The organism is Lonepinella sp. BR2271, assembly GCF_051851515.1.
In the GTDB taxonomy this organism is placed as follows: Bacteria; Pseudomonadota; Gammaproteobacteria; order Enterobacterales; family Pasteurellaceae; genus Lonepinella.
On record NZ_JBPDVF010000001.1, the window covers coordinates 245,832 to 259,458 of the forward strand.

General features: G+C 42.8%; 9 protein-coding genes and 1 pseudogene. All 10 read right to left on the minus strand.

Translation table 11 applies throughout. From position 1 onward, the window contains the following. Positions 1–53: 53 nt before the first annotated feature. A complete protein-coding gene (locus ACTG7X_RS01175) occupies positions 54–869 on the minus strand; it encodes a pyridoxal phosphatase (protein ID WP_439242006.1) in 816 nt (271 codons plus the stop codon). Between the two features lie 29 nt (positions 870–898). Next, a complete protein-coding gene (fdhE, locus tag ACTG7X_RS01180) occupies positions 899–1,798 on the minus strand; it encodes a formate dehydrogenase accessory protein FdhE (RefSeq protein ID WP_439256724.1) in 900 nt (299 codons plus the stop codon). A 197-nt stretch (positions 1,799–1,995) separates the two neighbouring features. Then, positions 1,996–2,697: a formate dehydrogenase subunit gamma gene (locus ACTG7X_RS01185; RefSeq protein ID WP_439256725.1), complete on the minus strand. Its 702-nt coding sequence runs from the start codon at positions 2,695–2,697 to the stop codon at positions 1,996–1,998. Positions 2,698–2,804: 107 nt separating this feature from the next. Then, a pseudogene (gene fdxH / locus ACTG7X_RS01190) lies at positions 2,805–3,698 on the minus strand (formate dehydrogenase subunit beta); the annotation flags it as partial. Continuing rightward, entirely contained in the window at positions 3,698–6,760 is a 3,063-nt protein-coding gene (fdnG, locus tag ACTG7X_RS01195; protein WP_439256726.1) for a formate dehydrogenase-N subunit alpha, read from the minus strand. The gene fdnG and the pseudogene fdxH, both read right to left, overlap by 1 nt. A 366-nt stretch (positions 6,761–7,126) precedes the next feature. Then, a complete protein-coding gene (locus tag ACTG7X_RS01200) occupies positions 7,127–7,444 on the minus strand; it encodes a CHY zinc finger protein (RefSeq protein WP_439256867.1) in 318 nt (105 codons plus the stop codon). Next, the gene (tehB, locus tag ACTG7X_RS01205; protein WP_439256727.1) at positions 7,441–8,301 is read right to left on the minus strand and encodes an SAM-dependent methyltransferase TehB; all 861 of its coding nucleotides are present in this window, start codon (positions 8,299–8,301) and stop codon (positions 7,441–7,443) included. Before tehB ends, ACTG7X_RS01200 begins: the two co-directional genes overlap by 4 nt. Positions 8,302–8,415: 114 nt before the next feature. Then, the gene (gene fumC / locus ACTG7X_RS01210) at positions 8,416–9,813 is read right to left on the minus strand and encodes a class II fumarate hydratase (RefSeq protein WP_439256728.1); all 1,398 of its coding nucleotides are present in this window, start codon (positions 9,811–9,813) and stop codon (positions 8,416–8,418) included. A 95-nt stretch (positions 9,814–9,908) separates the two neighbouring features. Further along, entirely contained in the window at positions 9,909–10,757 is an 849-nt protein-coding gene (locus tag ACTG7X_RS01215) for a glycosyltransferase family 25 protein (protein WP_439256729.1), read from the minus strand. A 139-nt stretch (positions 10,758–10,896) separates the two neighbouring features. Then, complete coding sequence (gyrA, locus tag ACTG7X_RS01220; RefSeq protein WP_439256730.1) at positions 10,897–13,548, minus strand: DNA topoisomerase (ATP-hydrolyzing) subunit A; 2,652 nt, start codon at positions 13,546–13,548, stop codon at positions 10,897–10,899. Between the last annotated feature and the right edge of the window lie 79 nt (positions 13,549–13,627).

A 13,627-nucleotide genomic window follows, 5' to 3' on the forward strand; every position in this document is an offset into this window, starting at 1 on the left:
GACAAGTTTTATTTGTATGGCACAAGTTTTGGTTTGTGCCATACGCAGTGAGATTACAGTAATTTTGCCAACAGGTCGGCAATACCATTTTCATCGTTCGCCGTCGTCACAAATTTGGCTTGATCTTTGACTTCTTGCTCGGCATTACCCATGGCCACGCCATAACCCACAGCGGTGAGCATACTGGTGTCATTGTGGTTATCACCAAAGGCAATCACTTCTTGCGGATCCACTTGCCATTGTTTGAGTAAATCTAACAATTTACCGCCTTTGCTATTGCCATTGTTAGCAATATCCACACGGTCAATCCAAGACCATTCGCAACTAAATTCAGAAACCGGCAAATTTTGCACCGCACTTTCCATATCCGCACGATTTGGCGAGCTGATCACAAATTTCCAGATTTGTTCTTTTGGATGATGGAAAATTTCCGCAAAATCGCTCACTTGACGCACATTTGGACGCACATGCTCAGGACAGCTTGCCGCCCATTGGGTGAATTTGGTCATGTGGTCATTCAATTTTTCGTAATTCATGGCATCACGGCTGTACATCAATAAATCCAAATGATGTTGCTCCGCAATTTTTAACACAGTTTCACATTGGCGAGCAGAAAGCGGATTAGCCAGTTCCACTTCGTCTGTGGCGGGGTGATAAATGTAAGTCCCGTTACAACACACAATCGGGGTATCTAATTGCAATTCATGGTAATAAGGTTTGACGGCGGTATGATGGCGACCCGTCACAATCACCACTTTTACGCCCTTGGCTCGAGCCGCCGCAATGGCTTGTTTGCTACTGTCTAAAATTTGCCCTTTGGTATTGAGCAAGGTGCCGTCTAAATCAAAGGCGATTACTTTGTATGTCATATTATTATCCTTAAAGTGTAAAATTAAATCTATTCTGCGGGGAACATAAACGCATTTACCCCACTGCGGGCAAAGCCTTTTTCTTCCATTTCAATATCCAAGAAAATGCTAGCGAGATCGTCGGCGACGGCTTCCACATAAGGGTCTTTTTCTTGATACAGAATTTTCAAATAGCTATGGCAATCACCGCAACTTTCAGTGCGTATCGCAGATTGATCTTTGTCGATCATCCAATATTCCAATTCTTTGGATTGGTCGCAGTTGGTGCATTTGGCTCGCACCACATTCCATTCACTTTCACAGAGTGAACAGTGTAAATAGCGTAAGGCTTGTTCGGTGCCGAAGTGAATAATGCTAGACACGGGGGCAGATTGACAAACTGGGCAGTAGTGCAAGCCCTCGCCACTTTCTTGTTGTGTATTGTGTGACAGATATTGGGTGAGCTGTAACCAATACAGCGACAAGGCAGCCCAAATAAACACGGCTTTATCGCTACTGACTTGGGCATAATCTTGAGCCAGTAATTTATCGGCCAACTGTTCAATTTCCTCGGTAGAGGCTTTTTCTAGGCTGTCGATAGTGCCAAGCATTTGTTCGTTGGCCTCTGGTTTGATTTCGCTTAATAGTGCGGTTAAATAATCACGCCATTGTGGACTACGTTGCCAAGTTTTCACATTTAATGGCTGAATATCAGTAGTGATTTCAGTGGGTTTGGTGAGAGGATTTTCTTGTAAAATTAATAGTTGTGCGTCCACAATTTTGGCCGCAAATTCAAGATAATCAGCGAACGGATGATCTTGAGCTAAATCACGTAAGCGTTTAGCTCGGCGTTCGTAGAGGTTTTTAGTGTTAGCAAAAAGCAAAGGTGGCTGTTGAAAGGAACTTGCTATTTGTTTAATTTCATTTTCAGGGAGTATTCGGATTGCCATAATGTTCTCGTTAATCGGGTTTCTTTTTATGTAAAAAAGTGCGGTTAATTCTACCGCACTTTTGAAGTAATTTATACCCCCTCTCCCTCTGGGAGAGGGCTGGGGTGAGGGTTATCTTAATCTTCGGTTTTGTTTTACCCTCACCCTAACCCTCTCCCAGAGGGAGAGGGGACTTTTTGGGGGGAGAAGTAATCGGCTTACTCAGCCACTTGAGCAGCTTTTTTATTCTCCGCCACTTCTTTTTCAAGCTCTGGTAACACTTCTTCTTTAAACCATTTCGGGTGGTGTTTTTTGGCCCAGCGTACGGTGACCCAACCCTCGACCATGCCTCGAATAGATCCTTTCACCCAAAACGCCATATACATGTGTACCATAATCCCTGTAAACAAGGCAAAGGCACTGGCAGAGTGGAGCAGAATCGCAATACGAATTACCGGAATCGAGAAGTTATGACTGAAGTATTGACGCCACATAATAATCCCTGTTGCAAGCAAGGTAAACATGGCTAAAATCAAGGTCCAGAATAACATTTTTTGGCCGAGATTGTATTTGCCGTTGTAAGCCACATCGTGTTCGTTGCCGAGTAACACCTGTTTGGTGCCTTTTAACCAGCGAATATCATTTTTCTCTGGAATATTATGATGCCAATAAGTCAGCACCATAATAATAAAGGCGACAAACATTAAAATTCCCGTAAATGGGTGTACCGCACGAGCAATGGCAGGCGTACCGAGAATGTAAGTTAGCCACGCAAAATCAGGGAAGAAAAAGGCCAAACCTGATAAGCCGGTGGTGAAAAAGCAAATCACCAACAGCCAATGTGCTACACGAGCAGGGGCTTTGTGACGAATAATACGGGTATCTTGCGTAATTTCCGTCAGTTTTTCATGTTCACTCATTATTTATCCCCCTTGTTGGCTTTTTTCGCCAGTTTTTCTTGCTGTTTCTTGGCTTTCTGTTCTTCTTTTTCTCGTTTTTTCTGGGCCTTACGTTCGGCGATTTCACGATCTTCTTGTTCAAATTTTTCAAAATGATCATGAACATCTTCTTCCACGTTTGGTCCAACGCTTACATAGTGAGCCACTTCGGCCAACAACAAGCCACCCATGGCCACAGCAGCAGCAGGTTTGAGCAAGTCTTTCCAGATTTCCACAGAAAGATCCACGCTTGGATTTTTTGGCAAGCCAGAATAAAGCTCAGGTTTATCCGCATGATGTAAAACATAAATAACATGCGTGCCACCCACGCCCTCAGGATCGTAAATGCCGGCATTTTCGTAGCCACGTGTTTTGAGTTCTTTCACACGTTCTTCGCCATAATGCAACATGTCTTCTTTCGAACCAAAACGAATTGCACCGGTTGGGCAGGTTTTTACGCAAGCGGGTTCTTGTCCCACATTGACTCGATCCACACAAAGGGTGCATTTATAAACACGATTGTCTTTTGGATTCATCCGTGGAATGTTGAACGGACAGCCTGCAATACAATAACCACAACCAATACATTTATCTGATTGGAAATCCACAATACCGTTAGCGTATTTAATAATCGCCCCCGGTGATGGACAGGCTTTTAAACAACCCGGTTCGGTACAGTGCATACAACCGTCTTTGCGGATCAACCATTCTAGACGATCATTTTCCTCCACTTCTTGGAATCGCATTACCGTCCATTGTTCCGCATCCAGATCGATTGGGTTGTCGTAAATCCCGACACATTCTTGTGGTGCAGTACGAATATCGTTCCATTCTGAACAACCCACCTGACAGGCCTTACAGCCAATACAGGTGGTGACATCAATCAGTTTTGCTACTTCTACCACATGCGAACGTGCATGCGGTGGGGGAGTCACAAAAGAAGTCGCTGAGCTTTTAACAATGCTTTGTTCTTGTACTGTCATTATGCGGCCTCCGATACTTTTTCAATGTTAACCAAGAATGTTTTATATTCTGGTGTTTGGGTGTTGGCATCACCGACACGGCTCGTTAATGTGTTCACCAAGAACGATTTTTTACCCACGGTGGAGAATCCGCCATGAATTGGAATCCCCACGGTATGGATTTTTTTGCCATCTACATCAAGGGATTTCACCCGTTTAGTGACTACCACTTTGGTTTTGATAAAACCACGTTTCGAGCTTACTTTCACGGTGTCGCCTTGTTTCAAGCCTTTTTCAGCCGCCAAGTCTTCACTGATTTCCACAAACGGCTCTGGTTGAGCAATCATATTTAACATGGATTGTTTGGTCCAGAAGTGGAAATGTTCGGTTAAGCGATAAGTGGTGCCCACATAAGGGAATTCATCAGAATGACCGAAACTGGCTTTATCATTTTCCAAAATCCGTGCCACAGGGTTTGACACCACATTTGGATGCAGTGGATTGGTGCCGATCGGCGTTTCAATCGGTTCATAATGCTCAGGGAATGGTCCTTCTACAATTTTATCCAAGGAGAATAAACGGCTCACACCCTCTGGTTGCATAATAAATGGCGTCACATTGCTATTTGGCGGTGCGGTACCGAAGTCGGCAATATCCACATAGTTCCAGTTTTTGCCGTTCCATTTCACTAATTGACGTTTTGGATTCCATGGATTACCTGCTAAGTCAGCCGACGCACGGTTATACACAATACGACGGTTCAACGGCCAAGCAAACGCCCAACCTAGGGTATTACCTAAACCAGATGGATCGCTATTATCCCGATTCGCCATCATATTGCCTTTTGGTGTCCATTGACCGGTATAAATCCAAATTACGGACGACGTTGAACCGTCATCACGTAATTGGGCAAAACTGGATAATAGATCGCCTTTTTTCGCAATCAAATTACCTTGTGCGTCATACAGATCTTCCAACGCATAACCATTGTTTTCTTTGGCCAGTTCGTCGGCTTTTGGTTCAAGCGGATTAGCGTAGTCCCATGTCATGGCCTCAATGGTTTCCACGGATGGGCCACCCTCTTTATGATACATTTCCAACATCACTTCACGGATTTCAGATAAAATATCCACATCCGGTTTAGCCTCTTTTGGTGGCTCGGCGGCTTTCCAGTGCCATTGTAACCAACGGCCAGAGTTAGCAATGGAGCCATCTTCTTCGGCGAAACAAATGGTTGGTAAACGAATCACTTCCGTTTGAATATCCGCTGGATTCACATCATTAAATTCACCATGGAAATTCCAGAATTCAGAGGTGTCTGTCGCCAATGGGTCACAAATAATCAAAAATTTCAATTTTCGCAACGCACTTGAAATCTTATTCTTATCTGGATAAGAGGCCAATGGGTTATAACCTTGACAGATATAGCCGTTGATCTTGCCTTGATCCATTAAATCAATAAATTGCAAGTGATCCAGTTTCTTTTTGTACTGTTTCGGCAAATTGTGATAACCAAATTCATTGTCTTTGGTGGCGTTATCCCCATAGAACGCTTTCAGCATACTCACCATAAATTTCGGTGTGTTTTGCCAGTAGTTCATCTGCCCCTCTACGGTGGCTTTTGGGGTAATCCGTTTCAAGAACGCATCAAGGCTCACATCATTCTCTGTTGGCAACGGAATATAACCCGGCAACATGGTTGGGAACAAGCCCATATCCGTAGAGCCTTGTACGTTAGAGTGTCCACGTAACGCATTGACACCACCTCCAGACACGCCAATATTTCCTAGCAATAATTGGATCATTGCCATCGAACGAATATTTTGTGTGCCGACGGTGTGTTGTGTCCAACCTAAAGCATACAAGAATGACGCAGCACGATCAGGGGCAGCGGTGGAGGCAATGGTTTCAGCAAATTCATAGAACGCTTTTTGTTTGGTACCACAAATACGTTCTACCATTTCAGGGGTGTAACGTTGCACGTGTTGTTTCAATAGATTGATGACACAACGTGGATGTTGTAAGGTCATATCCCGTTTTGGCTGACCGTTTTCATCCAGTTGGTATGACCACGTAGATTTATCATAGCTACGTTTTTCTGCGTCATAGCCAGTGAATAGACCATCTTCAAAGCCAAAACCGTCGTTAATCAAGAAACTGGCGTTGGTATAATGTTTTACGTATTCGTGTTGAATTTTATCGTTGTCTAACAAATACTTAATGACACCTAATAAGAGTGTAATATCCGTACCTGAACGAATAGGGGAGTAGAAATCCGCTACCGCTGCTGTACGGTTAAAGCGGGGATCCACCACCATTAATTTGGCTTTATTATGTTTTTTGGCTTCAATGACCCAGCGGAAACCCACAGGGTGAGCCTCAGCGGCATTACCGCCCATCACGATAACGACATCTGCATTTTTAATGTCAACCCAGTGATTTGTCATGGCACCGCGACCAAATGTTGGAGCAAGACTTGCTACCGTTGGTCCGTGTCAGGTACTCGCTTGGTTGTCTAAAACTAACATTCCCAATGCACGCCCGAATTTGTGGGTTAGCATACAGGTTTCGTTACTGGCCGCTGAGGCGGCTAATAGTCCCGTGGTCGTCCAACGATTGACTGGCGTCCCTTCTTCGTTGACAGATTGCCAGTTGGCATCACGGTCATCTTTGAGTAAACGAGCGACTTTATGAATGGCCTCGTGCCAAGAAATGCGTTCCCATTTATCAGAACCCGGTGCACGATATTCAGGGTATTGCAAGCGGTTTGGACTGTTGACATAGTCGAGTACGCCCGCCCCTTTCGGACATAACGCCCCACGGCTCACTGGATGATCAGGGTCGCCCTCGACGTGAGTGAGCTTACCACGGGCATTCATTGCACCGTCACCAAGACTGTACATCAGCATCCCACAGCCGACCGCACAGTAAGTACAGGATTGGCGTGTTTCTTTTGCTCGTAAAAGTTTATATTCACGAGGTGCTGCTAACGCTGTTGCTGGCATTAAACCTAACGCTGCTACAGACGTTCCCGCCATACCACCTGCACAGACTTTAAAGAACTTACGTCTTGATATCTGCATAGATAATCCTTATCCAACAAAGTTGGAAATAGAGGTAGAAAATTTTAAGTTAAAGTAGTCTCAAATAACTCAGGTTATTTTGAGCTTTTGTTGTTAATAAAAGGTTAAAAATCACTTTATAGCATACAATAAATGTGGGTCAAAATCTATATTTAGCACAGGGATAATTTTGATTCAGATCATAAATAAAGAAATTAAATTATGACTGAAATCAACGTAATAGGAATAATTATCAGTTATTAATAAAGGTGATAAAAAGGATATAGGACGTTTGAATTAGCCTCGTGAAAGCCGTGATATTCTCGTACGAAAATGACGGCTTAATGTGATAAAAGTTGGCGAAATCAGGGGCGCTTAATTCGCGGTTTATGCTATCTCAAAATAAATCCCATAATGCTTTTTACACCCTGCATTAAATTGTGCTTGGCAATAAGGGCAATGGGTGACCTGCATATATTGTTGAATTGACAGTGTGCATTGGCAATGACCACATAAAATCGCTTGTTGCTCAAATTCGTTAGGTTGCCAACGTTCAATGGGGTGATTTTCGCACGCATTGTGGCATTGATAACAAGGGTAAAATTTTCCACAACATTTGAATTGAATGGCAATAATATCTACCTCGCTGTGATAATGCTCACAGCGAGTTTGATCATCCACTAATAAACCATAAATTTGCATTATTTTTTCTTCGCCAACATGGTAACAAATTTCATTTTAATTCGATTGCCATTGGCATCGGTTTTATGCAATTCACCTAATTCTTCGTTATATTTTAACAATTCCCAGTCCGCATAATAATGGCGCAATTCATTTTCTTTAAAGGTGAAAGAAAATGGCACAGGGCAAGGATAATCGGCAGTGTCCATGGCCGCAACGATTAAATTATAACCGCCAACATTGGTGTGGCTTTGCATATTTTCAATAATCGCTGGCACAGCTTCACGATTAAGGAACATAAATACCACGGTCGAAAGGATAAAATCATAATTTTCTTGAATATTGGCTGAATTAATATCATAAACTGCGGTGGAAATCGGTAGATTTTCTTTAGTTTTGGTTTCATTTAAAAAAGCCAAACTGGTTTCATTGTGATCCCAAGACGTCACATCATAGCCAAGTAAACTTAAGAACAGTGAATTTCGTCCCTGTCCACAACCTAAATCTAACACTTTGCATGGCTTAATTTGTTCAACCGCCGCTTTGACTTCGGAGTGAGTGGGGGTCATATTATATTTTTTGCTGAAGTAATCTTCTTTTTTGCAATGAAATTCAAGGAAACATTCCAAATCATCAGACAGGGGTTCGACTTTATGCCAAACTTGCGGTTCCACTAACGGAATCTCGCTTTCCGGTGTGAAAATATGTTGGCTTAATTCCGTGCCGTTTTCATCTAACACATAAAATTTCAGTTGGCCTTTCAGCACGGTTAATTTTCCCCATGTGCCGACTTTGGTGTTGTGCTTTTCTTGGAACATTTTCGGTAAACTGTCTTTTGTCCAAACTGGCATACGTTTATAGCAAATTAATTCATTTTTCATGTAGGATGATCCTTTGATGTTATAAAGTTGAGTGTAATAGTAGGGTATTTGACAGGCTTGTGCAATAAAAAACGGCTCAAAAAATTGAGCCGTATCAAGTTTTGGTGGATTAAATTATTTTAATGAGCCAACCATATCTTCTGGACGCACCCATTTATCAAAATCGTCCGCTGCCACTAAGCCAAGGTTAATGGCCTCTTCACGTAATGTGGTACCATTTTTGTGAGCCGTTTTGGCGATTTTTGCTGCATTTTCATAGCCAATATGGGTGTTTAAGGCCGTCACCAACATTAAAGATTGTTCTAACAATTGTTTAATGCGTGGGTGATTTGGTTGAATACCGCTCGCACAGTGTTCATCAAAAGAAATACAAGCGTCAGCTAATAATTGTGCAGATTGTAAGAAGTTATACGCCATTACGGGTTTGAACACGTTTAATTCAAAATGGCCTTGGCTACCTGCAAAGGAGATCGTGGTGTCGTTACCTAACACTTGGGCACACACCATGGTTAAGGCCTCGCATTGGGTTGGATTGACTTTACCTGGCATAATAGATGAACCGGGTTCATTTTCAGGAATTAAGATTTCACCGATACCGGAACGTGGGCCAGAGGCTAATAAACGTACATCTTGTGCAATTTTGAACAATGACATGGCTAATTGTTTTAATGCACCATGAGTTTCCACTACTGCATCATGCGTCGCTAAGGCTTCAAATTTATTTTCAGCGGTAATAAATGGAAGTGCGGTGAATTTTGCAATATATTCTGCTACTTTCACATCATAGCCTTTTGGTGTATTCAAGCCAGTACCCACTGCGGTACCCCCTAACGCCAATTGACCTAAATGCGGTAAGGTATTTTTAAGGGCTTTTAATCCAAAAGAAAGTTGAGCAGCATAGCCACTAAATTCTTGACCTAATGTGAGTGGAGTTGCGTCCATTAAGTGAGTACGGCCGATTTTCACTACATCTTTAAATTCTTCCGCTTTTTTAGCTAAGGTTTTTTGTAAACGTTCTACCGCTGGAATAGTATGTTCCACGACTTTTTTGTACGCCGCAATGTGCATGGCAGTTGGGTAAGTATCGTTGGAAGATTGGGATTTATTTACATCGTCATTTGGGTGAATATAAGATTTTTCGCCTAATTTACCGCCATGTAACACATGAGCACGGTTCGCAATCACTTCGTTTAAGTTCATATTAGATTGCGTACCAGAACCGGTTTGCCAGATGACAAGTGGAAATTGGTCATCTAATTTACGTGCTAAAATTTCATCGCAAGCCTGTGCAATTAAGTCACGTTTATCAACAGGTAACACGCCTAAATCATGGTTAGCAAAGGCTGCTGCTTTTTTCAAATAACCAAAGGCTTCAATAATTTCATGTGGCATAGAGGCTTCAGGCCCGATTTTAAAATTATTGCGAGAGCGTTCAGTTTGTGCCGCCCAGTATTTATCCGCCGGTACTTGCACTTCGCCCATTGTGTCTTTTTCAATACGATAAGTTGTCATAAAAATCACCTTTTAAAGTTAAAATCAAATTCTGATAGAGTGTAGCACTTTATGCTGTCTTTGTTAAAAGGGAAATGTTGGTTTTGTGACGTAGATCATATTTTTTGATGACGCAAATCATATAACCATTTGTGTAAATTACTTTGTATTTTATAGTATTCTCGTCTAATTTTAGTCCACAAACTTCTACGTTGAATGATAGCGTGTGGGGCAATATTGGAATCCTGACTGAAATCAGGTTTAACACAAGGTGGCGTTAATCCTAGAAATTGAACTTGATTTTCCCAATAACGATCCATGGTAATATCTACGTTATACACCCATTCTTGGCATTGACTGAGAAATTTTTGTGCGGCTTTGGGCGTAATATAATAGCCTGTCGTATTGCCCCAACCCTTAAAATATTGGCGAAGTTCCCCCACCTCTGGCGAAATGCGGAGGTAATTTTTAGATTTGTGTGGTTTATTTTTGCCAGTCCAATATGCTGACCAACCCGCAGGACAAAGCCAGAAAAATTCGGCTATATTTTGTGGTGTAGCGGTAAAATCGTATGTGGCTAAGAAATTTTCTTGTAGTATGGCATCATCTTCCAACACAATAATCGGCTGATTTAATTCCACGCATTTTTCCCATAATAAATAATGACTGGCAAAACAGCCGAGTTGCCCTATGTTCATGGCGTAACCTTTACGAGCAATGCGTTTTTGTTCATTGTATTTTTTGAAAAGATAAAAATCGGGGTTTTCTTTGCCGTAAACTGCGGTGAAAAATTGGTAATTTATTTGGCGTTGGGATTGGGTTTGTAGTTGTTCAAATTGGTCAGAAATAAATTTTTTGCGTTCGGTTGACTTGGCTAAATTAATCACGAAAATCGCTGTTGGTTGGTTGGTTGGTTGGTTGGTTGGTTGGTTGGTTGGTTGGTTGGTTGGTTGGTTGGTTGTCATAATGTTATCCTCAAATTCCCCGCACTGGCGTACGGGGTTAGACAAGTAACGATGCTCCGCATCTTTTTTATGAAATAGCCACAGCGTGGCGTTATATAATTAGCCCCGTACGTGAGTGCGGGGCTTTTGTGGTATTTTTCTATTCTTCTGAATTTTCGATTTCACCCTCAAATTCATCATCTTCCGTTTCGGCTAAACGTTCTAAGCTGACGACTTGCTCGGTTTCAGTGGTACGAATCAAACGTACACCTTGAGTGTTACGGCCCACAATGCTGACTTCGCTGACGCGGGTACGCACCAGTGTGCCTGCGTCAGTGATTAACATAATTTGGTCAGTATCAATTACTTGCGTAGCCGCCACAACTTTACCATTACGCTCACTCACTTTAATGGAGATCACGCCTTTGGTGTTACGTGATTTGGTTGGATATTCTTCCAATTTCGTCCGTTTACCGTAACCGTTTTGCGTAGCGGTTAAGATTTCGCCATCATTTTTTGGCACCACCAAAGACACCACTTTATCAATGTTAAGATCTAAGGTGTCTTCGCTGTTATCATCAGAAACGTCTTCTATTTCTACCGCACTTTCATCATCAGAAAGATCGTTGGTTAAAGCAAGTTTAATGCCTCGAACGCCCGTCGCAGTTCGTCCCATGGCTCGCACGGCCGTTTCGGCAAAGCGGACCACACGACCTTGTGAGGAGAACAACATAATTTCACTGGAACCGTCGGTAATATCTACGCCGATTAATTCATCTTCATCACGTAAGTTGATCGCAATAATGCCGTTGGCACGTGGGCGACTAAATTCGGTGAGAGCAGTTTTCTTCACGATACCGCCTGCGGTGGCCATGAGGACAAATTTATTTTCATCATAGCTCGCCACTGGGAGAATCGCTGTAATACGTTCGTTTTCTTCCAACGGTAAAATATTCACGATTGGACGTCCACGTGCGCCACGACTAGCTTGTGGTAATTGATAGACTTTCAACCAATATAAACGGCCACGACTTGAGAAACAGAGAATCGTATCATGGGTATTGGCGACCAATAATTTTTCAATGAAATCTTCTTCTTTCATTTTGGTGGCCGATTTACCTTTGCCACCCCGTTTTTGCGCCTCATAATCGGTGACGGGTTGATATTTCACATAGCCCTCGTGAGAAAGGGTCACCACCACATCTTCTTGGGCAATTAAATCTTCTAAATTAATGTCACCAGAGGCAGCGGTAATTTCGGTGCGACGGGCATCATTAAAGTTGGTTTTAACTAATTCTAATTCTTCACGAATTACTTCACGCAAGCGTTCGGCACTGGTGAGAATATGCAATAATTCGCCAATTTCGACTAAAATATCGTGATATTCTTCCACGATCTTTTCGTGTTCTAAACCGGTTAAACGGTGTAAACGTAATTCTAAAATGGCACGAGCTTGTGCATCTGAAAGGAAATATTGACCATCATGCACGCCAAATTCAGCCGCTAAATCATCAGGGCGAGAGGCATCTACGCCCGCCGCCTCTAACATAGGCGCCACATTGCCTAAAGCCCAAGGTTGCGCAAGTAATCCCTCACGGGCTTCTTCGGCCGTTTTTGAGGCACGGATTAAATTAATCACGGGATCAATATTGGCTAAGGCAATGGCTAACCCCTCTAAAATATGCGCTCTTTCTCGGGCTTTGCGAAGTTCGTACACGGTACGGCGAGTGACCACTTCACGGCGGTGTTTGACAAAGGCGGCAATGATTTGTTTTAAATTGAATAATTTCGGTTGACCGTGATCCAAGGCGACCATGTTAATCCCAAAGGTCACTTGCATTTGGGTTAAGGCGTAGAGGTGGTTTAATACCACTTCACCTACGGCATCACGTTTAATGTCAATTTCGAGGCAGATCCCCTCTTTGTTGGAAAGATCGAGAATGCCCGCAATGCCTTCAATTTTCTTTTCACGAATCAGTTCAGCGATTTTATCGACCAATTTGGCTTTATTTACTTGATAAGGAATTTCCGTGATAATGATTTTTTCACGGCCCTTGTCATTGGTTTCTACGCTCGCTTTGGCTCGTACGTAAACTTTGCCACGCCCTGTTTTATAGGCTTCTTCAATGCCTCGGCGACCGTTAATTAAGGCGGCAGTCGGGAAGTCTGGGCCAGGGATAAACTGCATTAATTCATCAATGCTGATGTCCTCATTATCGATATAGGCTAAACAGCCATCCATCACTTCGCCAAGATTATGGGGCGGAATATTGGTGGCCATACCGACCGCAATACCCGAAGAACCATTGACTAACAAGGACGGGATTTTGGTTGGCAAGACGTCAGGAATCATTTCTTTACCGTCATAGTTCGGCGAGAAATCCACGGTTTCTTTATCTAAATCCGTTAATAATTCCTGTGTAATTTTCTGCATGCGAACTTCGGTATAACGCATAGCCGCAGGTGCGTCACCATCAATGGAACCAAAGTTTCCCTGACCATCTACCAACATATAACGCAACGAGAACGGTTGTGCCATACGCACAATGGTGTCGTACACGGCACTGTCACCATGCGGGTGATATTTACCGATCACATCACCGACCACACGAGCGGATTTCACATAAGATTTATTGTAGGTGTTACCACTTTGATCCATGGAGAATAACACACGGCGGTGAACGGGTTTCAAGCCGTCACGCACATCTGGCAAAGCACGGCCAACAATGACCGACATGGCATAATCGAGATAAGAAGATTTCAGTTCTTCTTCAATACTAATCGGGGTGATATCTTGGGTTAATTCAGACATTGCGTTTTCCTAAGTCTTAGAGAAAAATTGGCGTTATTATAGCATAAACCGCGGTGTTTTTGCTAAAGGAAATTTTTAG